At 71.7% G+C, this 25,517-nt stretch carries 24 protein-coding genes and 1 pseudogene; 11 read left to right on the top strand and 14 right to left on the bottom strand.

Features of this window, described 5'->3' with window-relative positions; genetic code table 11:
* Positions 1 to 67: 67 nt before the first annotated feature.
* The 10 genes and pseudogenes from bchC to pufC all read left to right on the top strand — a co-directional run.
* Positions 68 to 1,009 (top strand): chlorophyll synthesis pathway protein BchC, encoded by a 942-nt coding sequence (gene bchC, locus BLT43_RS19225; RefSeq protein WP_090110117.1) that lies wholly within the window; start codon positions 68 to 70, stop codon positions 1,007 to 1,009.
* Complete coding sequence (locus tag BLT43_RS03570) at positions 1,006 to 2,001, top strand: chlorophyllide a reductase iron protein subunit X (protein WP_090110115.1); 996 nt, start codon at positions 1,006 to 1,008, stop codon at positions 1,999 to 2,001. Before bchC ends, BLT43_RS03570 begins: the two co-directional genes overlap by 4 nt.
* On the top strand, positions 1,994 to 3,553 hold the full coding sequence (bchY, locus tag BLT43_RS03565) for a chlorophyllide a reductase subunit Y (protein ID WP_090110113.1): 1,560 nt from the start codon (positions 1,994 to 1,996) through the stop codon (positions 3,551 to 3,553). The genes BLT43_RS03570 and bchY overlap by 8 nt, the downstream gene beginning before the upstream one ends.
* A 64-nt stretch (positions 3,554 to 3,617) precedes the next feature.
* Positions 3,618 to 5,090: a chlorophyllide a reductase subunit Z gene (gene bchZ, locus BLT43_RS03560; protein ID WP_090110111.1), complete on the top strand. Its 1,473-nt coding sequence runs from the start codon at positions 3,618 to 3,620 to the stop codon at positions 5,088 to 5,090.
* Positions 5,087 to 5,308, top strand: coding sequence for a cytochrome PufQ (gene pufQ, locus BLT43_RS03555; protein WP_090110109.1), 222 nt, complete (start codon positions 5,087 to 5,089; stop codon positions 5,306 to 5,308). Before bchZ ends, pufQ begins: the two co-directional genes overlap by 4 nt.
* A gap of 119 nt (positions 5,309 to 5,427) precedes the next feature.
* A complete protein-coding gene (gene pufB, locus BLT43_RS03550; RefSeq protein ID WP_090110107.1) occupies positions 5,428 to 5,577 on the top strand; it encodes a light-harvesting antenna LH1, beta subunit in 150 nt (49 codons plus the stop codon).
* 12 nt (positions 5,578 to 5,589) lie between these two features.
* The gene (pufA, locus tag BLT43_RS03545; protein ID WP_090110105.1) at positions 5,590 to 5,760 is read left to right on the top strand and encodes a light-harvesting antenna LH1, alpha subunit; all 171 of its coding nucleotides are present in this window, start codon (positions 5,590 to 5,592) and stop codon (positions 5,758 to 5,760) included.
* A gap of 114 nt (positions 5,761 to 5,874) precedes the next feature.
* Positions 5,875 to 6,717, top strand: coding sequence for a photosynthetic reaction center subunit L (gene pufL / locus BLT43_RS03540; protein ID WP_090110104.1), 843 nt, complete (start codon positions 5,875 to 5,877; stop codon positions 6,715 to 6,717).
* A 3-nt stretch (positions 6,718 to 6,720) separates the two neighbouring features.
* The gene (gene pufM, locus BLT43_RS03535; RefSeq protein WP_090110102.1) at positions 6,721 to 7,707 is read left to right on the top strand and encodes a photosynthetic reaction center subunit M; all 987 of its coding nucleotides are present in this window, start codon (positions 6,721 to 6,723) and stop codon (positions 7,705 to 7,707) included.
* Position 7,708: 1 nt separating this feature from the next.
* Positions 7,709 to 8,812 (top strand): annotated as a pseudogene (gene pufC / locus BLT43_RS03530) (photosynthetic reaction center cytochrome PufC); the annotation flags it as partial.
* A gap of 325 nt (positions 8,813 to 9,137) precedes the next feature.
* On the opposite strand, the gene hemA reads toward pufC, so the two are convergent.
* Genes hemA through bchF form a run of 14 tightly spaced genes read right to left on the bottom strand, consistent with a single transcriptional unit; the run spans position 9,138 to position 24,355 of the window.
* Positions 9,138 to 10,352 (bottom strand): 5-aminolevulinate synthase, encoded by a 1,215-nt coding sequence (hemA, locus tag BLT43_RS03525; protein WP_090110098.1) that lies wholly within the window; start codon positions 10,350 to 10,352, stop codon positions 9,138 to 9,140.
* A complete protein-coding gene (puhE, locus tag BLT43_RS03520; RefSeq protein ID WP_090110096.1) occupies positions 10,342 to 11,157 on the bottom strand; it encodes a putative photosynthetic complex assembly protein PuhE in 816 nt (271 codons plus the stop codon). Before puhE ends, hemA begins: the two co-directional genes overlap by 11 nt.
* Entirely contained in the window at positions 11,157 to 12,263 is a 1,107-nt protein-coding gene (gene acsF, locus BLT43_RS03515) for a magnesium-protoporphyrin IX monomethyl ester (oxidative) cyclase (protein WP_090110094.1), read from the bottom strand. Before acsF ends, puhE begins: the two co-directional genes overlap by 1 nt.
* The gene (locus BLT43_RS03510) at positions 12,260 to 12,556 is read right to left on the bottom strand and encodes a hypothetical protein (protein WP_090110092.1); all 297 of its coding nucleotides are present in this window, start codon (positions 12,554 to 12,556) and stop codon (positions 12,260 to 12,262) included. Before BLT43_RS03510 ends, acsF begins: the two co-directional genes overlap by 4 nt.
* Positions 12,557 to 12,565: 9 nt before the next feature.
* Positions 12,566 to 13,039 (bottom strand): photosynthetic complex assembly protein PuhC, encoded by a 474-nt coding sequence (gene puhC, locus BLT43_RS03505; RefSeq protein WP_090110090.1) that lies wholly within the window; start codon positions 13,037 to 13,039, stop codon positions 12,566 to 12,568.
* Between the two features lie 5 nt (positions 13,040 to 13,044).
* Positions 13,045 to 13,677, bottom strand: a complete 633-nt coding sequence (gene puhB / locus BLT43_RS03500) for a photosynthetic complex putative assembly protein PuhB (protein ID WP_090110089.1) — start codon at positions 13,675 to 13,677, stop codon at positions 13,045 to 13,047.
* 12 nt (positions 13,678 to 13,689) lie between these two features.
* Positions 13,690 to 14,460 carry a photosynthetic reaction center subunit H gene (puhA, locus tag BLT43_RS03495; protein ID WP_090110087.1) on the bottom strand — a complete coding sequence of 257 codons (771 nt, stop codon included), beginning with the start codon at positions 14,458 to 14,460 and terminating at the stop codon, positions 13,690 to 13,692.
* A gap of 42 nt (positions 14,461 to 14,502) precedes the next feature.
* Positions 14,503 to 15,924 carry an MFS transporter gene (locus tag BLT43_RS03490; protein ID WP_165612530.1) on the bottom strand — a complete coding sequence of 474 codons (1,422 nt, stop codon included), beginning with the start codon at positions 15,922 to 15,924 and terminating at the stop codon, positions 14,503 to 14,505.
* Positions 15,921 to 16,658, bottom strand: coding sequence for a magnesium protoporphyrin IX methyltransferase (gene bchM / locus BLT43_RS03485; RefSeq protein WP_090110085.1), 738 nt, complete (start codon positions 16,656 to 16,658; stop codon positions 15,921 to 15,923). The genes BLT43_RS03490 and bchM overlap by 4 nt, the downstream gene beginning before the upstream one ends.
* Complete coding sequence (gene bchL / locus BLT43_RS03480; protein WP_090110083.1) at positions 16,658 to 17,554, bottom strand: ferredoxin:protochlorophyllide reductase (ATP-dependent) iron-sulfur ATP-binding protein; 897 nt, start codon at positions 17,552 to 17,554, stop codon at positions 16,658 to 16,660. Before bchL ends, bchM begins: the two co-directional genes overlap by 1 nt.
* A 16-nt stretch (positions 17,555 to 17,570) precedes the next feature.
* Positions 17,571 to 21,110, bottom strand: a complete 3,540-nt coding sequence (locus BLT43_RS03475; protein ID WP_090110081.1) for a magnesium chelatase subunit H — start codon at positions 21,108 to 21,110, stop codon at positions 17,571 to 17,573.
* Positions 21,100 to 22,605 carry a ferredoxin:protochlorophyllide reductase (ATP-dependent) subunit B gene (gene bchB, locus BLT43_RS03470; protein ID WP_090110079.1) on the bottom strand — a complete coding sequence of 502 codons (1,506 nt, stop codon included), beginning with the start codon at positions 22,603 to 22,605 and terminating at the stop codon, positions 21,100 to 21,102. Before bchB ends, BLT43_RS03475 begins: the two co-directional genes overlap by 11 nt.
* Positions 22,602 to 23,882 carry a ferredoxin:protochlorophyllide reductase (ATP-dependent) subunit N gene (locus BLT43_RS03465; protein ID WP_090110077.1) on the bottom strand — a complete coding sequence of 427 codons (1,281 nt, stop codon included), beginning with the start codon at positions 23,880 to 23,882 and terminating at the stop codon, positions 22,602 to 22,604. Before BLT43_RS03465 ends, bchB begins: the two co-directional genes overlap by 4 nt.
* A complete protein-coding gene (gene bchF, locus BLT43_RS03460; protein WP_090110257.1) occupies positions 23,879 to 24,355 on the bottom strand; it encodes a 2-vinyl bacteriochlorophyllide hydratase in 477 nt (158 codons plus the stop codon). Before bchF ends, BLT43_RS03465 begins: the two co-directional genes overlap by 4 nt.
* A 334-nt stretch (positions 24,356 to 24,689) precedes the next feature.
* On the opposite strand from bchF, the gene BLT43_RS03455 reads away from it, so the two are divergent.
* Entirely contained in the window at positions 24,690 to 25,487 is a 798-nt protein-coding gene (locus BLT43_RS03455) for a cobalamin B12-binding domain-containing protein (RefSeq protein WP_242652198.1), read from the top strand.
* Positions 25,488 to 25,517: the final 30 nt, after the last annotated feature.

The raw sequence follows: 25,517 nt of genomic DNA, 5'->3' as shown, positions 1-25,517 counted from the left end.
CGAACATACGATTGGCCGGTATGCCCGCGCGACCCCGTCGCGCGACCCGGCCCGGAGGAGCGTAGCGATGCATGCCGACGCCATCCTGTTCGACGGACCCGGAGAGATCGGCGTCGCGACGCTGGGCCTGTCCGATCCCGCCGCGGACGACGTCGTGGTCGAGATCCGCCACTCCGGCATTTCCACCGGCACCGAGCGGCTTCTGCATGACGGCCGGATGCCCGCTTTCCCCGGCATGGGCTACCCGCTGGTGCCCGGCTACGAGGCGGTGGGCGAGGTGGTCGAGACCCGCGCCGCGACCGGCCCGCGCGTCGGCGACACCGTCTTCGTCCCCGGCGCGACCTGCTTCGAAGGCGCGCGCGGGCTGTTCGGCGCCTCGGCCAGGCGCCTCGTCGTGCCCGCCGCCCGTGTCGCCCGCCTCGACGCCGGGCTCGGCCGCGCCGCCACGCTCATGGCGCTGGCCGCGACCGCGCGGCACGCCATGGCCGCGCCGAACGCCCGGGCGCCGCAACTCATCGTCGGCCACGGCACGCTGGGCCGGCTGCTGGCGCGGCTGACCCTGGCCGCGGGGGTCGCGCCGCCGACCGTCTGGGAAACGGACCCGGCCCGCCACGACGGCGCCGCCGGCTACCCGGTCGTCGCGCCCGAGGACGACCCGCGCCGCGACTATGCCAGCATCTACGACGTCTCGGGCGACCCGGACCTGCTCGACACGCTGATCGGCCGGCTCGCGCCCGGCGGCGAGATCGTGCTCGCGGGCTTCTACGCCCGGCCGCTCGGCTTCGCCTTTCCGCCCGCCTTCCTGCGCGAGGCGCGGCTGCGCGTCTCGGCCGAATGGACGCGCCCCGACCTCGACGCCGTGCTGGCGCTGGTCGATCGTGGCGCGCTGCCGCTCGACGGGCTGATCTCGCACCATTTGCCCGCCGCGCGGGCGGCCGAGGCCTACCGCACCGCCTTCGGCGACCCCGCCTGCCGCAAGATGATCCTCGACTGGAAGGACAGCGCGTGACCGAGATCCCGAACCTGCGCGACTACGATTCCGGCCTGCGCGCCGAGGCCGCGACGCCGGACGAGGCCGTCCCCGTCTCGGAGCCTAAGAAGACCCAGATCATCGCGATCTACGGCAAGGGCGGCATCGGCAAGTCGTTCACGCTGGCCAATCTCAGCCACATGATGGCCGAGCAGGGCAAGCGCGTGCTGCTGATCGGCTGCGACCCGAAATCCGACACCACCTCGCTGCTGTTCGGCGGCAAGGCCTGCCCGACCATCATCGCCACCTCGACCGAGAAGAAGCTCGCGGGCGAGGAGGTCAGGATCGGCGACGTCTGCTTCAAGCGCGGCGGCGTCTTCGCGATGGAGCTCGGCGGCCCGGAGGTGGGCCGGGGCTGCGGCGGGCGCGGCATCATCCACGGCTTCGAGCTGCTTGAGAAGCTCGGCTTCCACGACTGGGACTTCGACTACGTGCTCTTGGACTTCCTCGGCGACGTGGTCTGCGGCGGCTTCGGCCTGCCGATCGCGCGCGACATGGCGCAGAAGGTGATCGTCGTCGCCTCGAACGACCTGCAGTCGCTCTACGTCGCCAACAACGTCTGCTCGGCGGTCGAGTATTTTCGCAAGCTCGGCGGCAATGTCGGCGTGGCCGGTCTGGTGATCAACAAGGATGACGGCACCGGCGAGGCCGCGGCCTTCGCCAAGGCCGTCGACATCCCGGTGCTGGCCTCGATCCCGGCGGACGAGGACCTGCGCCGCAAATCCGCGAACTACCGCATCGTCGGCACCGCCGCCGGCCCCTGGGGCGGCCTCTTCGCCGATCTTGCCCGCAACACCGCCGACGCCCCGCCGCGCCATCCCGTGCCGCTCGGGCCAGACGCGCTGCTGGGCCTGTTCTCGGCCGAGGCGACCGGCGCGGATTTCAAGCTCGAACCCGCCACCGATGCCGACATGCGCGGCAAGTACGGCGCGGCGAAACCGTCTCTGGAGGTGGTCTACGACGATGCCTGAGCGGCAGGGATACGAGGTCGGCCACGGGCCGGACGGCGCGATCGAGGTGATCGAGACCGGCACGGCCGCGCCTGCGCCCGAAGGCGCGGGCTGCCATGCCGGGGCCGAGCTGGCCGCCGCCACGCGCGCGGCCGGGCAGGGCGACCTGCTCGACCGGCTCGCCGCCGACTACCCGCGCGGCCCGCATGACAAGCCGCAATCGATGTGCCCGGCCTTCGGCAGCCTGCGGGTCGGGCTGCGGATGCGGCGCGTGGCGACGATCCTCTCGGGCTCGGCCTGCTGCGTCTACGGGCTGACCTTCACCAGCCATTTCTACGGCGCGCGGCGCTCGGTCGGCTACGTGCCGTTCTCCTCCGAGACGCTGGTGACCGGCAAGCTCTTCGAGGACATCCGCGACGCGGTGCGCGCCACCGCCGACCCGGACCGCTACGACGCGGTCGTCGTCACCAATCTCTGCGTGCCGACCGCCTCGGGCGTGCCGCTGCGGCTGTTGCCGAAGGAGATCGACGGCGTGCGGATCATCGGCATCGACGTGCCGGGCTTCGGCGTGCCGACCCATGCCGAGGCCAAGGACGTGCTGGCGGGCGCCATGCTCGCCTATGCCCGCGCCGAGGCCGAGGCGGGCCCGGTGCCGCGCCCCGAGGCCGGGCGCGAGGACCGCCCCTGCGTGGCGCTTCTGGGCGAGATGTTCCCCGCCGACCCGATGGTGATCGGCCGGATGCTGGCGCCGATGGGCCTTGCCGCAGGGCCCAATGTGCCCTGCCGCGAATGGCGCGAGCTCTACGCCGCGCTCGACTGCGGCGCGGCGGCGGCGATCCACCCGTTCTACGCGGCCTCCATGCGCGAGTTCCGCGCCGCCGGCCGCCCGGTGATCGGCTCCGCGCCCGTGGGCGTCGAGGGCAGCGCGGCCTGGCTCGCCGCCATCGGAGAGGCCTGTGGCCTTTCGGCCCGGAAGATCGCGGCGGCGCAGGAGGCGAGCCTGCCCGCGATCCGCGCCGCGCTTTCAGAGGCCCGGATCGACGGCACCATCACGCTCAGCGGCTACGAGGGCAGCGAGCTGATCGTGGCGCGGCTGCTGGTCGAGAGCGGCGCGCGGCTGCCCTACGTCGGCACAGCCTGCCCGAAGACCGAGGCTTCGCGCGCCGATGCCGAGTGGCTCGCCGCCCACGGCGTCACGGTGAAATTCCGCGCCGCGCTCGAGGACGATCTCGACGCGATGCAGGCGGTCCGGCCCGACCTCGCCATCGGCACCACGCCGGTGGTGCAGAAGGCCAAGGAGGCGGGCATCCCGGCGCTCTACTTCACCAACCTCGTCTCGGCCCGGCCGCTGATGGGCCCGGCGGGTGCCGGCAGCCTCGCGCAGGTGATCAACGCCGCGATCGGCAACCGCGACCGCATGGCGGCGATGCGCGCCTTCTTCGAGGGCGTCGGCGCGGGCGACACCGCCGGCGTCTGGGAGGGCGCGCCGAAGCTGCGCCCCGACTTCCGCGACCAGCAGCGCCGCAAGCTCGAGAAGCAGGCCCGCGCCGCCAAGTCCGGGGAGATGATCTGATGGCGGGCGCGTGGGCACATCGCCGGATCGAAGGCGGGCGCTGCCCGGACGCCCGGGGGCGGCCATGCTGATCCAGGATCACGACAGGGCCGGGGGCTACTGGGGCGCGGTCTACGCCTTCTGCGCCATCAAGGGGCTGCAGGTGGTGATCGATGGCCCCGTCGGCTGCGAGAACCTGCCCGTCACCTCGGTGCTGCACTACACCGACGCGCTGCCGCCGCACGAGCTGCCGATCGTCGTCACCGGCCTGGGCGAGGAGGAGCTGGGCCGCGACGGCACCGAGGGCGCGATGAAGCGGGCGTGGAAGACGCTAGACCCGGCGCTGCCGGCGGTCGTCGTCACCGGCTCGATCGCCGAGATGATCGGCGGCGGCGTGACGCCAGAGGACACCAACCTGCGCCGCTTCCTGCCGCGCACCATCGACGAGGACCAGTGGCAGGCCGCCGACCGGGCGATGACGTGGCTCTTCACAGAGTTCGGCCAGACCAAGGGCCGGATGCCGCCCGAGAAGACGCGCGAACCGGGCGCCAAGCCCCGCGTCAACATCCTCGGGCCGATCTATGGCAGCTTCAACATGCCCTCCGACCTCGCCGAGATCCGGCGGCTGGTCGAGGGGATCGGTGCCGAGGTCAACATGGTGATGCCCATGGGCAGCCACCTCGCCGAGATGCGCGACCTCGTGAACGCCGACGCCAACATCTGCCTCTACCGCGAGTTCGGCCACGGCCTCGCCGAGCTTCTGGGCAAGCCCTGGCTGCAGGCGCCGATCGGCATGGAGAGCACGACGCGCTTCCTGCGTAAGCTGGGCGAGATCCTCGGCCTCGACCCCGAGCCCTTCATCGAGACCGAGAAGCACTCGACCCTGAAGCCGCTGTGGGACCTCTGGCGCTCGGTCACGCAGGATTTCTTCGCCACCGCTTCCTTCGGCATCGTCGCGGGCGAGACCCATGCCCGCGGCATCCGGCATTTCCTCGAGCGCGATCTCGGGCTGCCCTGCGCCTTCGCGGTGGCGCGCCGCCCCGGCGAGAAGACCGACAACGACGCCGTGCGCGCGCTGGTCGCGAAGCACCGGCCGCTGGTGCTGTTCGGCTCGATCAACGAGAAGATCTACCTCGCCGAGACCCGCACCGGCCACGGCCCGCAGCCGGCCTTCATCCCGGCGGGCTTTCCAGGCGCGGCGATCCGGCGCCACACCGGCACGCCCTTCATGGGCTATGCCGGCGCGACCTACCTGCTGCAGGAGGTCTGCAACGGGTTGTTCGACGCGCTGTTCCACATCCTGCCGCTCGGCACCGAGATGGACGCGGCGGCGCGCACGCCGACGCCTTTGCGCCGCGCCCTGCCATGGGACGAGGCGGCGCGCGCCGAGCTCGACCGCATTCTCGCCGGCCACCCGGTCCTGACCCGCATCTCCGCCGCGCGCGGTCTGCGCGACGCGGCCGAGGCGGCGGCGCTGGCCGCGGGCGCGGAGCGCGTGGCGCTCGACGCGGTGCGCGGGCTGGCCCCCGATCCCACCCCAGAGGAGGAGCTGCGATGATCCACGCCACGAGAGCCGCGAAACCCGGCCGGCCCGGCCGTCGGCGCGGCCGGGAATACACCACCTACTTCACCGTCATCTACACGCTGGCGCTGCCCTTCGCGACGGCGGGCTGGCTGCGCGACGCGCTGCGCGGCGATCTCAGCGACACGCGCGGGCCGCTGTCGCGGGCGCGCGCGGCGGCCGACGAGGTGACGCCCACGATCTTCTCGGCATGAGCGCCGGGACCGTTGTCCGGCCGCCCTGAAGGGCGGGCAGGCTCCGGGGCGCCATCCGGCGTTTCGGAAACCCGGCCGCGGGGCACGCGGCATCAGCATAACCTTCCGGAGGAAGTTTCATGGCTGATAACACGGACCTGTCCTTCACAGGTCTAACGGACGAGCAGGCGGCAGAGCTGCACTCGGTCTACATGAGCGGATTCTGGCTGTTCACGGCAGTCGCGGTTCTGGCTCACCTGGCCGTGTTCATCTGGCGTCCATGGCTCTGAGGAGGGGGCGAGATGGCTAAGTTCTACAAGATCTGGCTGATCTTCGACCCGCGCCGCGTGTTCGTCGCGCAGGGCGTGTTTCTCTTCCTCCTGGCCGTGATGATCCATCTCGTCCTGTTGAGCACCGAGCGATACAACTGGTTCGAGGTCTCTGCCGAGAAATACGGCACGGGCACGGAATAGGCGGACGCTCGCGTCGCGGGCGGCCTCATCCGGTCGCCCGCGACACCCCCCGGATCTGCTGTGTCTCCCGCGGGGCGGGGCTTGCCCGTCGCCGTGCGCAAACGGAGAGTGACGATGGCCCTGCTGAGCTTCGAGAGAAAATACCGGGTCCGCGGCGGGACGCTGATCGGCGGCGACCTGTTCGACTTCTGGGTCGGCCCCTTCTACGTCGGCTTCTTCGGCGTCACCACGCTCTTCTTCTCGCTGGTCGGCACCGTGCTGATCTTCTGGGGAGCGAGCCAGCAGGGCACCTTCAACCCCTGGCTCATCAACATCGCACCGCCCGATCTCAGCTACGGCCTCGGCCTGGCGCCGCTGCTCGAGGGCGGGCTGTGGCAGATCATCACCATATGCGCGCTGGGCGCCTTCGTCTCATGGGCGCTGCGCGAGGTCGAGATCTGCCGCAAGCTCGGCATGGGCTACCACGTGCCCTTCGCCTTCGGCGTCGCGATCTTCGCCTACGCCACGCTGGTGGTGTTCCGCCCGCTCCTGATGGGCGCCTGGGGGCACGGCTTTCCCTACGGCATCTTCAGCCATCTCGACTGGGTGTCGAACACCGGCTACGCCTATCTGCACTTCCACTACAACCCGGCGCACATGCTGGCGGTGACCTTCTTCTTCACCACCACGCTGGCGCTGGCGCTGCATGGCGGGCTCGTGCTTTCGGCCGCCAATCCCGGCAAGGGCGAGCCGTCGAAGACGCCCGACCACGAGGACACCTTCTTTCGCGACTTCATCGGCTACTCGGTCGGCACGCTGGGCATCCACCGGGTCGGGCTGCTCCTGGCGCTCAACGCCGGTTTCTGGTCGGCGGTCTGCATCATCATCTCGGGCCCGGTCTGGACCGAGGGCTGGCCGTCCTGGTGGGACTGGTGGCTGGAGCTGCCGTTCTGGCCGTCGCAGCAGGCGGGGAGCTGAGCCATGATCGAGTACCAGAACATCTTCAGCCAGGTGCAGGTGCAGGGCGCGCCCGAGCGCGGGCTCGACCCGACCGGCGGCATGGGCCGCGAACGCACGGGCGGCATCACCTTCAGCAAGCTGGTCGGCTGGATCGGCAACGCCCAGCTCGGGCCGATCTATCTCGGCTGGGCCGGGCTCGTCTCGATCGCCACCGGCACGCTGTGGCTCAACATCATCGGCTTCAACATGCTGGCGCAGGTCGGCTGGTCGATCCCGGAATTCCTGCGCCAGCTGTTCTGGCTGGCGCTCGAGCCGCCGGGGCCGGAATGGGGGCTGCGCATCCCGCCGCTCGACCAGGGCGGCTGGTACATCATCTCCTCGTTCTTCCTGCTGATCTCGGTCTGCCTGTGGTGGCTGCGCTGCTACCAGCTGGCGGCGATGCACCGGATGGGCAAGCACGTCGCCTGGGCCTTCGCCAGCGCGATCTGGCTGTTTCTGGTGCTGGGCCTGTTCCGGCCGATCCTGATGGGCTCGTGGTCCGAGGCGGTGCCATACGGCATCTTCCCGCATCTCGACTGGACCACCGCCTTCTCGATCCGCTACGGCAACCTCTACTACAACCCGTTCCACTGCCTCTCGATCGTCTTCCTCTACGGCTCGGTGCTGCTCTTCGCGATGCACGGGGCGACGATCCTCGCCGTCAGCCGCTTCGGCGGCGACCGCGAGCTCGAGCAGATCTACGACCGCGGCACGGCGAGCGAGCGCGCGGCGCTGTTCTGGCGCTGGACCATGGGCTTCAACGCCACGATGGAGAGCATCCACCGCTGGGCCTGGTGGTTCGCGGTGCTGACCCCGATCACCGGCGGCATCGGCATCCTGCTCACCGGCACGGTCGTCGACAACTGGTTCATCTGGGCGCAGGAGCACAGCTTCGCGCCGATGTATGACGGCGCCTACGGCTACGAGGCCTACGGCACCTACGAAGCCTTCGTCGGCCAGGAGGAGTGAGATGTTTCCCAAGTGGTTCATGGACTGGAACCGGTCCAACCCCACCGACATCTACCGCCCCGGCATCGCCGTCGGCGTGGTCGGCGGCGCGATCTTCGTCACGGCGATGCTGCTCACATGGGGCTGGCCGTACCCGACCCAGAGCCTGCAGACCGGGCCGCGCGGCACTGGCATGTCGGTGACCGAGTTCCAGCGCCAGCTCGCCGTGCCCGACCCCGACCGCGCGCTGGTCTACGACAACCCGCCCTTCATCCCCGAGCCGGGCGAGCCGCTGGCCGGCGAGGTCTACGAGAACGTGCTGGTGCTCGACGACCTGACGGAGGCCAACTTCCTGCGGGTGATGACCGCGATCACCGACTGGGTCGCGCCGGAGCAGGGCTGCGCCTACTGCCACGGCGATGGCGGGGTCGAGACCTACGGCGAGGACAACCTCTACACCAAGGTCGTGGCGCGGCGGATGCTGCAGATGACCCGGCACATCAACGAAAGCTGGGATGCCCATGTCAACGCCAACAAGCAGGTCGGCGTCACCTGCCTCACCTGCCATCGCGGCGAGCCGGTGCCCTCGGGCACATGGTTCCTCTCGACCCCCACGGTCGAGGCGGCGAGCGGCTGGGCGGCGGTGCAGAACCGCGCCACCGAGGTCAGCCAGTCGACCTCGCTGCCCTCGGACGCGCTCGAGAAATACCTGCTCGAGGGCGAGATCATCGCCGTGCACGACCTCTCGTCGCGGGTCGAGAACCTGCCCGGAGATCCGCTGATCCAGCAGACCGAGCGGACCTACTCTCTGATGAACTACATCGACAATTCGCTCGGGGTGAACTGCCTGTTCTGCCACAACTCCCGCGCCTTCTACGACCCCGCGCAGGTGACGCCGCAATGGGCGACCGCCTCGCTCGGCATCATCATGGCGCTGGAGCTGAACACCGAGTACCTCGTGCCGCTGGGCGACCTCTACCCGCCCGAGCGGCTGGGCCCGCTGCATGCCGATGCGCCGAAGGTCGCCTGCCTGACCTGCCACAAGGGCTACCAGCAGCCGCTGCAGGGCCTGAACGTGATCGCCGACTACCCCGAACTCGCCACCACCGGCGCGCCGGTCTACGAGGCGGCCATGGAGGCGGAGGCACCGGCGGAGGACGCGGCGGCAGAGGACGAGCCCGTGCCCGCGGACGAGGTCGGGGACGAGGAGGCGGCGCCGGCAGACGCACCCCCGGCCGAGGATGCGGCGGCTGAAGATGCGGCGATCGAAGACGAGGCCGCCGAGGAAGAAGCGTCCGGGGAAGAGGCGGAGCCGGCGCAGTAGCGCCGGTCCCGTCCCGGGCCACCGCCCCACACCGGGCGCATCGCCGCCAGATCGCGTTCCACGAACCGCCCGGCCGGACGATCCCGGCCGGGCCATGACGTGGAAAGGGGGGGGCGCAGGAGTTGCCTCAGGCCACCGCCCGCGACAGCGCGCATTGCCGCCACAGCGCGTTCAGCGCCTCGACCAGGCGGTCGATCTCGGCGGGCCCATGCAGCGGCGAGGGGGTGAAGCGCAGCCGCTCGGTGCCCTTCGGCACGGTCGGGTAGTTGATCGGCTGCACGTAGATGCCCCAGTCGCGCATCAGGATGTCGGCCAGCATCCGGCACTTCACCGGGTCCTTGATCATCACCGGCACGATGTGGCTGTCGTTGTCGAGATGCGGGATGCCATGCGCGTCGAGCCCCGCGCGCAGCCGCCGCACCGCCGCGCGCTGCCGCGCCCGCTCCAGCCCCGAGCGCTTGAGATGCGCGATCGAGACCCGCGCGGCGGCGGCCACGGCCGGCGGCAGCGCGGTGGTGAAGATGAAGCCGCTCGCGAAGGAGCGCACGAAGTCGCACAGCGCCGCCGAGCCCGAGATGTAGCCGCCGACCACGCCATAGGCCTTGCCCAGCGTGCCCTCGATCAGCGTGATGCGCCGCGCCAGCCCCTCGCGCTCGGAGATGCCGCCGCCGCGCGGGCCGTAGAGCCCGACCGCGTGCACCTCGTCGAGATAGGTCATCGCGCCATGCGCCTCGGCCACCTCGACGATCTCGGCCATCGGGCAGATGTCGCCATCCATCGAGTAGACGCTCTCGAAGGCGACGATCTTCGGCGCCTCGGGCGGCAGTTCGGACAGGCGGCGGTCGAGATCCTCGGGGTCGTTGTGCCGCCAGATCACCTTTCGCGCGCGCGAATGCCGGATGCCCTCGATCATGCTGGCATGGTTCATCGCGTCCGACAGGATCACCGCGCCCGGAAGCCGCGCCCCCAGCGTCGACAGCGCCGCCCAGTTCGAGACGTAGCCGCTCGTGAACAGCAGCGCCGCCTCCTTGCCGTGCAGATCGGCGATCTCGGCCTCGAGCAGCAGGTGATGGTGGTTGGTGCCCGAGATGTTGCGCGTCCCGCCCGCGCCTGCGCCGCAATCGTCGATCGCGGCCTTCATCGCCGCGATCACCTGCGGGTGCTGGCCCATGCCGAGATAGTCGTTCGAGCACCAGACCGTGACCTCGTCGGGCCCGTCCGCGATGTAGGAGCGCGCCGCCGGAAAGGCGCCGCAGCGGCGCTCCAGCTCGGCGAAGACCCGGTAGTTGCCCTCGTCCCTGAGCGCCTGCAGTTGGGCGTCGAAGATGGCGTCAAAGTTCATGCGGTCTCTCCCTCGGGTCGGGCCGCCGCGCGGGCGGGTCGGGCAGCATCCAGCGCCAGAGCTTGGCGTCGGGCAGGGGCAGGACCATCAGCCAGTGCTCGACGAGCGCGAGCGCGGTGATGGCCGCGAGCAGCGAAAACCCGGTGGCCGCGCCGGGCGTGCCGGCGGCCATCAGCCGCTCCAGCCAGCATCCCGTCGCAAGGCCCAGGCCGGTCACCGAGACCGGGAAGAGCCAGCTCCACCCCGCGATGCGGAAATGGCTGGCGAGATGGCCGAGCCCGGCGGGCAGGAACTCGAGATTGACCCGTGGCACGCCGAGAAACAGGTTGAGCTGGGCCGAGATGCGGGCGGCGTAGAGCACCGCGAAGGTCCAGAAGCCGAAGGGGTTGGCCGCGCCCATGGCGGCCCAGCCGACCAGCAGCAGCGCCGCGGTCAGCGCCATGTCGTGATGCGCCACCGTGCCCCAGCCCCGCAGGAACCGCTCCCATCCCGGCAGGCCGGGCGGGCAGGGGCGGCGGTTGGGGCCGGTGACGAGCCCGGTCAGGAAGGCCAGCTCGATCCAGCCCCAGACCGCGACGGCCGAGACGAAGGCCACCAGCACGCCGGTCGGGTCGGCGCGCCCGAGGCTCGCCGCGAGGCCCCAGGCCCCGAGCCCCAGAAGCGGCAGCCCGCCCGAGGCCGCGAGCCACCGCCCGCGCGCCCCGTGCCGCTCGGCCCGCCGCACCGCGAGCAGGATCGCCCCGGTGGAGAACCACCACAGGAACAGCGCCAGCAAGGCGGCGGTGGCGGGGCCGGGGCCCGGCATCAGTAGGCCGGCTCGAGCCGCGAGGAGCGCGGCACCGCGTTGCGCCGCGCCGGGATCGTCATGAGCCCGAGGAAATGCGCCGCCGCCCGCGCCCGCGCGCCGAAGCGCCGCAGCGCCGCGCCGGGGCCGGTCGCGCCCGCGAGACCGGCGAGGTCGGCATTGGCGCGCTGCAGCCGCTCGAGGCCACGGGCCCAGCGCGGGCTGTCGATGTCGAGCGTGATCGGGAAGACCTGCCGCGAGATCTCTGAGGTCTTGCGGAACACCTCCTCGCCATACTCGGCCGGATCGACGCCGAGCGCCGCGTGGAAGGCCGGGCGCTGGTGGTCGCGGATCCACATCGTCGCGAAGACCGCCGTCAGGAAGAACTTGATCCACAGCACGTTGACGCCAGAGGTCAGCTTCGGGTCGGTGCGCATCAGGAGCGCGAAGGCCTCGCCGTGGTTGAACTCGTCGTTGCACCACTCCCTGAACCACTTGAAGATCGGGTGGAACCGATGCTCGGGATGCGCCTCGAGATGCCGGTAGATGGTGATGTAGCGGGCGTAGCCGATCTTCTCCGACAGGTAGGTGGCGTAGTAGATGAACTTGGGCCGGAAGAATGTGTATTTCTTCTTCTGGGTCAGGAAGCCGAGATTCACCGCCACGCCGGCCTCGCGCAGCGCGTCGTTGATGAAGCCCGCATGCCGCGCCTCGTCGCGCGCCATCAGCTGGAACAGCCCGGTGATGTCGCGGTTCCTGCCGCGGCGCTTCATCTCCTTGTAGAGCACGCAGCCCGAGAACTCGGCGGTGCAGGACGAAATGAGGAAGTCGATGAACTCCTTGCGAAGTTCAGGCTCCATGCCGTCCCAGTCGACATGGTCCCAGTCCTCGTTCTTCTTGAAGTGTCCCTTGTTCGGGTCGGCGGTCATCCGGGCGATCAGCGCGTCCCACTCGTCGCGGATCGGGCTCACGTCGATCGCGTCGAGCGCGTCGAAATCGGTGGTGTAGAAGCGCGGCGTCAGCAGGGTGTTCTGCATCGCGGCCTCGGTGGCGCTGGCGGTGTCGTGCACCGCCTGCGCGGCGAGCGCCTCCTCGACGGTGGCGGCGTCGGCGGAATGCATGTTCATAGTCTGGCCTCCTCGGAGAACGAGAACTCGCACAGCTCCATCACCTCGATGTCGCCGGTCATCCGGGTCCAGAGCCGCTCGAGCGTGCTGGCGCGGCGGATGATCGCCTCGCGCTGCTCGGTGACGACGGCGCCGAAGGGCGCCATGATCTCGGGGCCCTGCACCTGCACCTCGTCGCCGGGATGCACCACGGCGCCGTTGTCGAAGCGCAGATGCGCGTGCAGGCTGTCGAAGCGGTGCGAGATCTCGACCGTGCAGGGCGCGCGCTCGGTCTCGCGTGTCAGGAATCCCATGGCGATCTCCTATTCATGGTCCAGAAGCCGGGCGAAGGCCCGGGCGTTGTCGGCGCCGAAGCCCATCAGCTCGGCGCGCCATCCGGTCGAGGGGTCGAGAAGGCTCAGCCGCCCGGCGGTGTCGCGCATCAGGCTCACCGGCCCGTCGGGCGGCACCCGGTGCAGCGCCCGCTGGCGCTGCAGCACCCGCCAGACGCCGGAGACGAAGCCGCCCTCCTCGGGCGAAAGATCGGCGATCAGCCGGCCCCCGGCGTCGCGCACCGTGGCCGCGCCCGTCATGTCGCCCGACAGAAGCAGCACCCGGCTCGCGGCGATGCCCTCGGGCGCGGGGGCGTATTCCGGCGCGCGGCCCGACCAGACGCTGAGGCTCACCAGCGCCAGCACGGTCAGCACCAGCGCCAGCATCGCGCGGGTCAGCGCCCGCGGGATCATCTCGCGGTCGGGCCGGGCGGGGTGCGCGGAGTAGGCGGCGATCCGGTCCATCGCGCTCACTCCGCCGCCAGCGCCGGGCCCGGCGCGGTGCGGCCGAGCCGCGGCCGCGTCAGCCGCGCCTGCGCCGCGTCGGACAGAAGCCGCGCCACCCGCGCCGCGTCGGGGATGCAGCGCAGCGCCGGCTTGGGGTGGCGCAGGTGCCAGGGCCGGACATGCGGCCAGCAGATCAGGTAGCCTAGCCGGGTCGGCCCGGACATCTCGAGCGCAATGGTGCCGTGGCCGTCCCGGCGCAGCTGCAGGTCGGCGGAGGCGAGCTGCGCGTAGGGCAGGTTGAAGGTCACGGTGAGCGCCGCGCCGATCCGCATCGCCACCCGCGCGGTGGTGATCGTGTAGAGCGTGGCGCGCGCCTGCACCCATGCGATCGCCAGCAGCAGCGCGCAGACCGCGCCGCCGAGGATCAGGAAGGGCGAGGCGAGGCGCGCCGCCTCGACCGGGCCCTGCAGGTCGACGAGCGTGGCGAAGCGCCAGCCGAAGAGCAGCACGAACCAGCCCGCCACCCAGTGCAGCGCCAGCGCCTCGCGCGCCAGCGCCCATGTGCCGGGCCGGCCCTGCCACAGGATGTGCTCGCCGTTCGGCGGCCGCTCGGGCAGGCCGGGGATCGGCTCATGCGCGAAATCGTCATGGCTCATGTCGAACCCCCCTCATCCGAGCTGCGGCGCCAGCCGCGCGGGCGTGGCGTAGAGGATGCCGCCGGCGTAGTAGGCCGAGACCTTGTCCTCCTCGAGCAGCGTGATCTGGCTGTGCGAGGCGATGGTCGGCACCGAAGCGAACTGGTGCGCGTAGAGCGTGCGCACCCGCGCCCTGCGGCCCCAGAGCCGGACCAGCTGGATCGGCACCAGCCGCGCGCCTTCGCCGAACTCGGGCGAAAGCTCGTATTCGAGGTAGCGCACCTCCTGCTCGGGCTCGTCGATCCAGAGATCCGTGACCCGGCCCACCTCGACATTGTCGCCCGAGACCACCGGCAGGCCGCGCGGGTCGCGCCCGGCCGAGACGAAGAAGCCCTCGGCCGCCGCCATCGGCACGATCTTCGGGTGGCCCGTGCCGTCGAGTTCCGGCACGTCGCGGCGCGGCGCCCAGCTGGCGGGGCCGACGCCGCCCGTCAGAGGGTCGCCCACCGGCTCCATCGGGAAGCCCTGCGACACCGCGGTGCGCGCCAGCGGCAGCTCGCTCCGCTCGGCGATGTCGTCGGGCACGGTGCGCGGGCCGCGGCCATGCGGCAGGATGAAGGTCTTGCTGTCGGGGATCGGGAAGACCCCCTCGTTCGAGGACTTGGTGCCGTCGTCGTTCTCGAGCGGGTAGCCCTCGCGCATGTTCTCGCGCTGCAGGTAGACCACCAGCCCGATGAAGAAGATCAGGAACAGCCAGAGGCAGAGCTCGGCGAGGTCGGTGTTGCCGAAGAAGGGTTCCGTCATGGTCTGGCTCCTTTGCGAAGCGGGCGGGGGCGACGCGCGCGGTCAGGTCGGGAACTCGGCCAGCCCGAGGCGCGGCCCGGGCGTGTCGAGCGCGATGCTGCGGACCAGTGGCCCGAGCACCGCGAGGGTGAGGAAGAGAAGGCCGATCTCGGCGTGGTAGACGACGCTGTAGCCGGTGGCGGGATCGTCGAGCACGGGGCCGAAGCGGCCCGAGAGCGCCATCGCCCCGGCCCAGTCGCGCAAGCCCCCGCCCAGCGCGATGGCGAGCCCCGCGGCACTGGCCTGCGCCGCGCCCCAGGCGCCCAGCGCCAGCCCCCGCCCGGCCTGACCGGCGGCGGGCATCGCCATCGCGGCCGAGAGCATCGCCACGGCAAACAGCCCGGCGCCGAAGCCGATGACCGCGGCCCCGGCGAAGAACAGCGGCGGCGAGGCCATCGGCGCCGAGAAGATCACCAGCGAAAAGCCCCCGATGCCCGCCAGAAGCCCGCCGGCGGCCAGCCTGAGCGGGTCGGTGCCGCGCCCGAGCCGCCTTGCGGCCAGCGCGAAGCCCGCCAGCGCGCCGCCGGCCCAGAGCGCGGTCAGCGCCGTGGTGGCGGCGACCGGCAGGCCGAGGATCTCGCCGCCATAGGGTTCGAGCAGCACGTCCTGCATGTTGAAGGCCATGGTGCCGAGGAACACCACCGCCAGAAGCCGCCCGGCCTGGCCGCCGGCCAGCAGGTCGGCCCAGGCGTCGGCAAAGCGCGGCCGTGGCGCGGCGCGCTCGGCCGCGCTCATCGGGCGGACGCGCTCTTGCTTCCACAGCGCCACGAGGTTCAGCGCCAGCGTCGCCAGCGCCGCGCCCTGCACGACGCGGATCAGCCGCAGCGGCGAGAACTCGGCCAGAAGCCCGCCGATCAGCAGCGCCGAGACCGCCATGCCGGCAAGGAACATCACGTAGAGCAGCGCCACGACGCGCGGCCGGGTCTCGGGCGTCGCGCGGTCCGAGGCCAGCGCCAGCCCGGCGGTCTGGGTCATGTGCAGCCCGAGGCCGGTCATCAGGAAGGCCAGCGCCGCCAGCACCTCGCCGGCGAAGGGCACGTCGTGCACCGTGTCGCCGCCCAGCACCAAAAGCGCGAAGGGCATCAGGGCCAGACCGCCCATCTGCCACAGCGAGCCGAACCAGAGATAGGGGATGCGCTTCCAGCCGATCGCGCTGCGATAGGTGTCCGACCGAAAGCCCATCAGCGCCCGGAACGGCGCGATCAGCACCGGCAGCGCCACCATCGCCGCGACGAGGAAGGCCGCGATGCCCAGCTCGACGATCATCACCCGGTTCAGCGTGCCGAGCAGCATCACCGTCGCCATCCCGGCCGAGACCTGGAACAGCGACAGCCGCAAGAGCTGGCCCAGCGGCAGTCCGTCGCTCGCGGCATCCGCGAAGGGCAGCCAGCGCGCCGCCAGCCGCATGCGGCGCCGGGCGGTCATCGGCCCACCTCCAGCGCCTGGCTGATGTAGAAGCCCGAATTGACGCGGTCATGCACGCGCAGCCGCGCCGGGCGGTCGGCGAAGCGCAGCGCGGCGGCGAGCCGGGCCGGGGTATGCGGCACCATCAGCGGCGCCCGGTCGGCGCGCGGGAACAGCTGCCCGAGCTGCCACATCGCCATCAGGAGCGGCGTGCGCGGCGCGACGGTGAAGAGCACCTGCCCGGCGCGGCGCGAGAGCCCCGACAGCGCGCGGGCGAGGTCGTCCTCGCGGTAGTAGATCAGGCTGTCCATCGCCACGACGTGGTCGAAGCGGCCGAGACCGGGGTCGAGCATGTCGCCCGCAACGAAGCGGACCCGCCCGGCGCACGCCTCCGGCAGCCGCGCGGCGGCGATCTTCAGAAGCTCGGGCGACAGGTCGCAGGCCACCACCTCCGCGCCGCGCCGGGCCAGCTCGACCGTAAAGGGCCCGGCGCCGCAGCCGGCGTCGAGCACCCGCGCGCCGGTCAGGTCGTCGGGCATCTGCGCCAGCAGCGCCGCGCGCATCGCGTCGCGGCCCGAGCGCACGGTCTGCCGGATCCGGCTCACCGGCGCGTCCGAGGTCAGCCGCTCCCATGTGCGGGTGGCGCTGCGGTCGAAATAGTCGTGCACGCGGGCGCGGGTCCGGGCGTAGCCCGGCGCCTCTGGCGGGGCGTCGAGGGGCAGGGCCCCGGCGGGATATGTCGGCGTGCCGGCCATCAGTCGAAGCCCAGCAGTTCGAAGATGTCGCGATCGGCCATCGGCGCGGGGGCGAGCGGCTCCGTCCCGGCCCAGAGCGCCTCGGCGAGGCGGACATACTCGGCCCGCGCCGCGACGATGTCGGGCTCGTCCTCCATTTCGAACAGCGTGCGCTTCTTCAGCCGCGAGCGGCGGATCGCGTCGAGATCGGGCAGGTGCGACAGGCGGCGGAAGCCGACCCGGTCGCAGTAGCGGTCGATCTCGTCGGTCTCGCGCGAGCGGTTGGCGATGCAGCCCGCCAGCCGGACCTTGTAGTTGCGCGACTTGGCCTCGACCGCGGCGATGATCCGGTTCATCGCGTAGATCGAGTCGAAATCGTTGGCGGTGACGATCACCGCCCGGTCGGCATGCATCAATGGCGCGGCGAAGCCGCCGCAGACCACGTCGCCCAGCACGTCGAAGATCACCACGTCGGTGTCGTCGAGCAGGTGGTGCTGCTTCAAGAGCTTCACCGTCTGCCCGACCACGTAGCCGCCGCAGCCGGTGCCAGCGGGCGGGCCGCCCGCCTCGACGCAGCGCACGCCGCCCCAGCCCTCGAAGACGTAGTCCTCGGGGCGCAGCTCCTCGGCGTGGAACTCGACCTCCTTCAGGATGTCGATCACCGTCGGCACCAGAGACCCGGTCAGGGTGAAGGTGCTGTCATGCTTGGGGTCGCAGCCGATCTGCAGCACCCTTCGCCCGAGCGTGGCGAAGGCGGCCGAGAGGTTCGAGGAGGTGGTCGACTTGCCGATCCCGCCCTTGCCGTAGATCGAGAAGACCTTGGCGCCGTCGATCCGCTGCGACGGATCCTGATGCACCTGCACCGACCCCTCGCCGTCGCCGCCGCGCAGGTCGGGGATGTCGTCCTTCGGGCTCATGTCTCTCTCCCATGGGTCATTCGGCGGCCACCCCTTCCATCCGGTCCTCGAGCGTGTCGGCGGCGTCCCGCAGCGCGTCGAGCGTTGCGGCGTCGGGCTGCCAGTAGGCGCGGTCGGAGGCCTCGATCAGGCGGCTCGCCATGCGGTGCGAGGCGGCCGGGTTCAGCTCGGCCATGCGGGCGCGCATCGCGTCGTCGAGCACGAAGGTCTCCGACAGGCGCTGGTAGACCCAAGGGTCCACCTGGCCGGTGGTGGCCGACCAGCCGAAGGTGTTGGTCACATGCGCCTCGATCTGCCGCACGCCCTCGGCGCCGTGGTCGAGCAGCGCTTCGTGGAAGCGCGGGTTGAGCGCACGCGAGCGGGTCTCCAGCGCCACCTGGTCCGCCAGCGTCCTGATGCGGCCGCTGCCGCGCGTGGTGTCCGAGATGTAGACCGCCGCCGCCGCGCCGCCGCGGGCGCGGCGGATCGCGCGGGAAATGCCGCCCAGCGTGTCGAAGTAGTGGTCGACCGTGGTGACGCCCAGCTCGATCGACTCGAGGTTCTGGTAGGCGAGTTCCACCTCCTTCAGCGCCCGCGTCAGCAGGGCGGGCCGGGCCCGGGCGCGGCCGTCCGGGCCGTAGGCGAAGCTCTTGCGCGCCTCGTAGGCGTCGGCCAGCTCGTCCTCGGCGCCGAAGGCCGCGCCGTCGACCATCAGGTTGACGTTGGCCCCGTAGGACCCTTCGGCGTTGGAGAAGACCCGCAGCGCCGCCTCCGCCAGCGTGCAGCCCGTCGCCTTCACTGTCGCCAGCGCGTGGGCGCGGACGAAATTCCGCGCCACCGGCTCGTCGGCTTCGGCGGCCAGAAGCGCGGCCTCGGCCAGGAGCCGGGTCTGCAGCGGCAGCAGGTCGCGGAAGATGCCCGAGAGCGTCATCACCACGTCGATCCGCGGCCGCCCGAGCTCGTCGAGCGGGATCAGTTCGGCGCCGCAGAGCCGTCCGAAGCTGTCGAAGCGCGGCCGCGCGCCGATCAGCGCCAGCGCCTGCGCCAGCGGCGCGCCGTCGGACTTGATGTTGTCGGACCCCCAGAGCACCAGCGCCACGCTGCGCGGCAGGCCGTGTGACTGGCTGGCATGGGTGTCGAGCAGGAGCTGCGCCTGCCGCGCGCCTTCGCGGCAGGCGAAGGCGGTGGGCATGCGGAACGGGTCGAAGGCGTGGATATTGCGCCCGGTCGGCAGGATTTCGGGCGAGCGGACGAGGTCGCCGCCCGGCACCGGCGGGGTGAAGCGGCCCGCGAGCGCGCGCATCAGCCCCGGCGTCTCGTGATCCTCGGCCAGGAGCCTCGCGGCGCGGTCGCGCGCGGCAGGGTCCGAAAGATGCGACAGGTAGGCGTCGCGCCGCTCCGGCGAGAGCGCCCGACCCAGCACGTGCAGCCCCTCTGGCACCAGCGCCTGCTCGGTCTCCAGAAGCCGCAGCCACAGCGCGTCCGGCGCGAGGCCGCCGAGATCCACCGCCTCGGCCTGCTCTGCGATCAGCGCCTCCAGCTCGGCCCGCTCGGGCGCGCCCGCCGCCAAGCCGCGCCAGCGCGCGAGGCTGTCCTTCAGCTCCGCGAGCCCCTTGTAGAGCCCGGCCGCGGCCAGCGGCGGGGTCAGGTGCGTCACCGTCACCGCGTTGGCGCGGCGCTTGGCCAGCGTCGCCTCCGACGGGTTGTTGGCAGCGTAGAGATAGACGTTCGGCAGATCGCCGATCAGCCGGTCGGGCCAGTCCGCGCCCGAGAGCCCCGCCTGCTTGCCCGGCATGAATTCGAGCGCGCCATGCATCCCGAAATGCAGCACCGCGTCGGCGCGGAACGTCTCGCGCAGCCAGAGATAGAAGGCCGAGAAGGCGTGCGTCGGCGCGAAGCTGCGTTCGAACATCAGCCGCATCGGGTCGCCCTCGTGGCCGAAGGCGGGCTGCAGCCCGACGAAGACCTTGCCGAACTGGCGGCCGAGCACGAAGACGCCACGCCCGTCGCTCTGCAGTTGCCCCGGCGCAGGGCCCCATTGCGCCTCGATCTCCGAAAGCCACGGCGTGCCGGTGACGATCTCGGCCGCCGGCACCTGCGCGGCGATGTTCGCCTCCTGCCCGTATTGCCGGGCCGAGCCTTCGAGTATGGCCACGCGCAGCGCCGCGACGCTTTCGGGCGGGTCGATGTCGTAGCCCTCGGCCTTCAGTCGCCCCAGCAGGTGGTGCAGCGAGGCGAAGACGTCGAGATAGGCGGCGGTGCCGGCGGCGCCGGCATTGGGCGGAAAGCCGTGCAGCACGATCGCCAGCCGCCGCTCGGCGGCCTTCGAGCGGCGCAGCCGCGCCAGCTTCGCCACCCGCGCGGCCAGCATCTCGACCCGCTCGGGGCAGGGCGCCATCTCGCGCCCCGCATGCCCCGCGCCGGGCCGCCCAGCAAAGACGGTGGGCGTGGTCGCGCCGTCGATCTCGGGCAGGGCCACGAGCATCGTCGTCTCGACCGGTCCGAGCCCGCGCTCGGAGGCCGCCCATTGCGCCAGCGTCTGGAACTCCAGCGGATGCGCCGCGACATAGGGCACGTCGAGCGACTTGAGCGCCGCCACCGCCGCGTCGCTGTCGTTGTAGGCCGGGCCGCCGACCAGCGAGAAACCGGTGAGCGAGAGCAGCGCGTCGATCCGCGTGCCCTTGTCACCGCGGAAATAGCCGTCGATCGCCGGGCGCGCGTCGAGCCCGCCGGCGAAGGCCGGGATCACGTTCAGCCCGCGCGCCTCCAACGCCGCGATCACCGCGTCGTAATGCGCGGTGTCGCGCGCCAGCACGTAGGAACGCATCAGGAGCACGCCGACGGTCGGCGCGCCGTCGTGGCGCGGCAGGTGCCCGGCGCTCTCGGCGATGCGGTCGGGCAGGGCGGGGTGGTAGAGCCCGGTCTCGGGATACTCGACCGGCTCGGGCGCCGGCGTGCCGCGCCAGTCCGCGCGTCCGGCGTAACGCGAGACGAGAAAGCGCACCATCGCCTCGATGTTGTCGTCCGACGAGCCGAGCCAGTACTGCATGGTCAGGAACCACGCCCGCAGGTCCTGCGCCTTGCCGGGGATCATCCGCAGGATGCGTGGCAGCCGGCGCAGCATCCGCATCTTCGCGGCGCCGGAATCCGAGCCGGGCTTCGACGAGCCGCGCAGCCGCTTCAGCAGCGCCATGGCCGGGCTCGCCTGCGCCGACATGTCGAGCCGCCCCATCCGGGTCAGCCGCACGATCTTGGCGTCCGAGACGATCCCCGCCATCGCGTCGCAGGCGTCGCGCCGCGCCTCGAGCGCCGGGCGGATCGCCTCGACATGGTCCTCGAGGAACAGAAGGCTCGTGACGACGATGTCGGCCGTGGCGATGGCGGCGCGGGCGGCGTCGAGCGTCTGCGGCTGCTCGCCCCATTCGGCGGCGGCATGGACCGAGAGCGTCAGCCCGGGGAAATCGCGCGCGAGCCGCGCGCCCGCCCGCGCGCAGGGCCCGGCCGCATGGGCGTCGAGCGTCAGAAGGACGACGCGGTAGGGCGCGGGGGCGCGCCGGGTCTGGACCTCATCGCGCATAATGGGCCTTGGCCTCGTAGAGCGTCTCGACGTCGATCTCGGAGAGCCCGCGCTCCCCGGCATAGGTCTCGGTGTTGCGCCGCGCCTTGCCGCGCACGAAGAACGGCACCTTGCGCAGCTCGGCCTCGGCGGCGGGCCGCCACGTGATGCCGGTGGCCTGCGGCAGCCCGGCCTCCGGCGGCGCGGCGTGGGGGCCGAGATGGCTGGGGCCGGCGGCGTCGTGGAACTCCGGGTCCTCGCGGAACATCGCCAGCAGGTGCTCCTCGAGCCCCATCGCCAGCGGGTGCACCAGCGTGTCGAACAGCACGTTCGCGCCCTCGAACCCCATCAGCGGCGAGTGCCGCGCCGGGAAGTCCTGCACGTGCACCGGCGCCGAGATCACCGCGCAGGGAATGCCGAGCCGCTTGGCCACGTGGCGCTCCATCTGCGTGCCGAGGATCAGCTCGGGCTGGGCGGCGAGGATGGCCTCCTCCACCTCGAGGTGATCGTCGGTGACGAGCGGCGAAAGGCCGTGGTCGCGCGCCATGGCGCGCAGCGGCCGGGCCATCTCGCGGTTGTAGCAGCCCAGGCCCACCACCTCGAAGCCGATCTCGTCGCGCGCCACCCGCGCCGCGGCCATGGCATGGGTGCCGTCGCCGAAGACGAAGACCCGCTTGCCGGTCAGGTAGGTGGAATCGACCGAGGCCGCGTACCAGGGCAGCCGCAGCCGGCCCTCGTCGGGCCGGGCCGCGCAGCCGGTCATCTCCGCCAGCTCGGTGAGAAACTCGCGCGTCGCGCCGACGCCGATCGGCACGGTCTTGGTGTAGGGCAGGCCGAGGTGCTTCTCCATCCAGCGGCAGGCGCTCTCGCCGGTCTCGGGGTACATCAGCACGTTGCCATGCGCGGCGCCGAGCCGGGCGATATCGGCGGGGCGCGCGCCGTAGGGCGCGACGACGTTCACCGAAAGGCCCGTCTCCCCGATCAGCCGCGTCAGCTCGGCGATGTCGTCGCGGTGGCGAAAGCCCAGCGCGGTCGGGCCGATCAGGTTGACGCTCGGCCGTTCGGCCTTGGGCACCTCGCGCGCCAATGCCCGGACGATCTGCAGGAAGGTCTCGTCCGCGCCGAAATTCTCGCGCCGCTGGTAGGAGGGCAGGTCGAGCGGGATCACCGGCACCGGCAGGTCGAGCGCGCGGGCGATGCCGCCGGGGTCGTCCTGGATCAGCTCGGCGGTGCAGGACGCGCCGACGATCATCGCCTCGGGGCGGAAGCGCGCGTAGGCGTCGCGGCAGGCGCTTCGGAACAGCTCGGCCGTGTCGGCGCCGAGATCGCGGGCCTGGAAGGTGGTGTAGGTGACGGGCGGCCGTGCGCCGCGCCGCTCGATCATGGTGAAGAGAAGGTCGGCATAGGTGTCGCCTTGCGGCGCGTGCAGCACGAAGTGCAGCCCCTGCATCGCCGTGGCGACCCGCATCGCGCCCACATGCGGCGGCCCCTCATAGGTCCAGACCGCGAGCTTCATGGCGCGGGCTCCAGCCCAAGCACGGCGCGGCGGCGCAGCGGGCGCGCGAAGAGACCGGCGAGGTCGCCCGCCTGCTCGTAGAAATGCACCGGCGAGAAGACCAGCTCGATCGCCCATTTGGTGGCGAGCCCCTCCGCCTCGAGCGGGTTGGCGAGGCCGAGGCCGCAGACGGTGAGGTCGGGCCGCGCCGCGCGCAGCCTGTCGAGCTGGCGGTCGACGTCCTGCCCCTCCGAGAGCACTGGGCCCGGGGCAAGCAGGTCCAGCTCCGGCCCGAGCATCTCGCGGTGCAGGTAGGGCGTGCCGATCTCGACCGCGCGCATCCCGCATTCGCGCGTGAGAAACCGCGCCAACGGCAGCTCCAGCTGGCTGTCGGGCAGGAAGCTGATGGTCTTGCCCCGCAGCGCCTCGGCCGCCTGCGCCACCGCGCGGCGGGCGCGGGCGCGCGGCGCGGCGGTCACGGCCTCGAACCGCTCTGGCGCGACGCCGAACTCGCGCGCGAGCGCGGCGAGCCAGAGCGTCGTGCCCTCCTCGCCGAAGGGGAAGGGCGCGTCGATCACCCGCGCGCCGCGCCGCTCCAGCGCCGCCCGCGTGTCGCCGAGAAAGGGTTGCACCAGCGCCACCACGGTGCCGGGTCCGACCGCGCAGGCCGCATCGGCCCGGCGCGCGGGCAGGAGCGCCAGCGGCGCGATGCCGAGCCCGTCCAGCAGGCCGCGCATCTGGTCCTCGACCACGTCGGGCAGCGCGCCCGCGACCATGAGCTGCCGCACCGGCGTCTCGGGCAGGGCGGGCACCATGGCGGCGAGGCAGGCGTCCTCGCCTTGGGTGAAGGTCGTCTCGATGCCCGAGCCGGAATAGGACAGCACCCGGAGCGCGGGCCCGTGCGTCGCGCTCAGCCGCGCGGCGGCGCGGCCGAGATCGAGCTTGATCACCTCGGACGGGCAGGAGCCCACGAGGAACAGCCGCCTTATGTCGGGCCGCCGCGCCAGCAGCCGCGCGACCACGCGGTCGAGTTCCTCCTGTGCGTCGGCCATGCCGGCGAGGTCGGTCTCCTCGAGGATAGCGGTGGCGAAGCGCGGCTCCGCGAAGATCATCACCCCCGCCGCCGATTGCAGCAGATGCGCGCAGGTGCGCGAGCCGACCACGAGAAAGAAGGCGTCGGGCATCTTGCGGTGCAGCCAGACGATGCCGGTGAGCCCGCAGAACACCTCGCGCTGGCCGCGCTCGCGCAGCACCGGCGCGTCGCGGCAGCCGGGGGTGGGGTGCTCGTGCCGGGTCACGGCGCGGCCTCGCGGCGGGCGAGCCGCAGCTTGCGCAGGAACTGCCCGGCATTGACGAGGTAGGCGGCATAGGCCGCGAGCGCGAGGCCCATCTCCGTGCCGGGCCCGGCGGCCTGCAGGAGCGCGACCACATAGGCGGTGTGCAGCGCGATCACCGCGAAGCTGAACACGTCCTCCCAGAAGAAGGCCGGCGCGAAGAGGTACTGGCCGAAGACCCGCTTCTCCCAGATCGCGCCGGTCAGCATGATGGCGTAGAGCAGCCCGGTCTTCACCAGGATCGAGACCGTCGCCGCGCCGTAGCCCGCGCCGGTGGCGAGGTAGCGGCAGACCAGCATGAGGGAGACCAGGAAGGCGAGGAACTGCAGCGGCGCCAGCACGCCCTGCACCGGCGTCCAGATCGTGGCGTCGCGGCGGGCGCGTTGCTCGGCGCTGTAGATCGCCGCGGTCGCCCTGGCAGGTTTCGCCGGCACGATCGTCCTCCCGTCATGCAAAGCGGATGGCTGCCCCGATACTAGGAACGCGCCGGCCAAAGTGTCAACTTTGATTTACAGCCCAGCCCGTACCGCGAGCGGGGCGCCGCTGCGGGTCCGCGCGATTTGCCGCACCATAACCGTAAGGATTGCTGCGAATGAGAGAAGGCTTGGCGGCCGGGGCCCCGTACCCGACGTCGGCGTAAGTTTCCGCGCTCCGAGTGTCAGGAATGTTTGACAGATGCCCTTGCGTCACGCACCTTGGTCCCCATTGGGACGCTCGGATCGAAGGACGAGGCTCCTGGGTGGCGATCCCGACATCGGCATGGAGGATGCCATGTACGTCATCGACCACCGCAATCCCGATACCGCGCCGGACCGCCAGCACAAGGGCATATGCGTGCTCGTCGAGGCCGCGCTCAGCTCCATGGTCGCCGCGCGCTCGGGCCCCGTCCCGGCCCGCGTCGACGACTGGGTGCGCGAGCTGACCGAGGCGCTGATGGCCGAGTCCGAGACGCTGCATCTCAGGGTCGTGGCCGCGCTGCGCGCCAGCGGCGTCGGCGGCGACGAGCTGTTCGAGCGCTACGTCCCGGACGCGGCGCGCCTTCTGGGCGAGTACTGGGTGCAGGACCGCGCCAGCTTCGTCGAGGTCACGGTCGGCACCGGCCGGCTGCAGCGGCTGATCCGCGAACGCGGCGAGGCCGGGCACGGCACGCCCGACCGCACCGTGCCGCTGGGCCAGTCGGTGCTGATGGTGGTGCCGCGCTTCGAGGACCATTCGCTTGGCGCCTTCGTCGCCGCCGACCAGTTCCGCCGCCACGGAATCTGGGTGCATGTCGCGATCGGGCTGGGCGGGGCGGAGCTGTCGCAACAGGTGATGTCGCGCCGCTACGCGATGATCGGCCTGACCGGCGGCAGCCTGAAAGTGCTTGAAGAACTGGCGGGATTGGTGGATGCCCTTAGGACGGATGCGAGGCCCTCGGTGCCGATCGTGCTGGGCGGCTGCGTCGTGGCGCTGACGCGCGAGGCCGGCCGCATCACCGGGGTCGACCACGCGGTCTCGAGCGTGCGCGAGGCGATCGCGCGCTGCGGCCTCGTCACCGTCGCAGGAGCGCTGTCATCGGGGGCGGCGTGAGGTTCGGGGGCCGGGCCCCCAGAATAGGTA

Source organism: Limimaricola pyoseonensis (assembly GCF_900102015.1).
GTDB lineage: Bacteria > Pseudomonadota > Alphaproteobacteria > Rhodobacterales > Rhodobacteraceae > Limimaricola > Limimaricola pyoseonensis.
The sequence above is the reverse complement of the archived record's forward strand: the minus strand, read 5'-3'. Positions and strand labels throughout refer to the sequence as shown.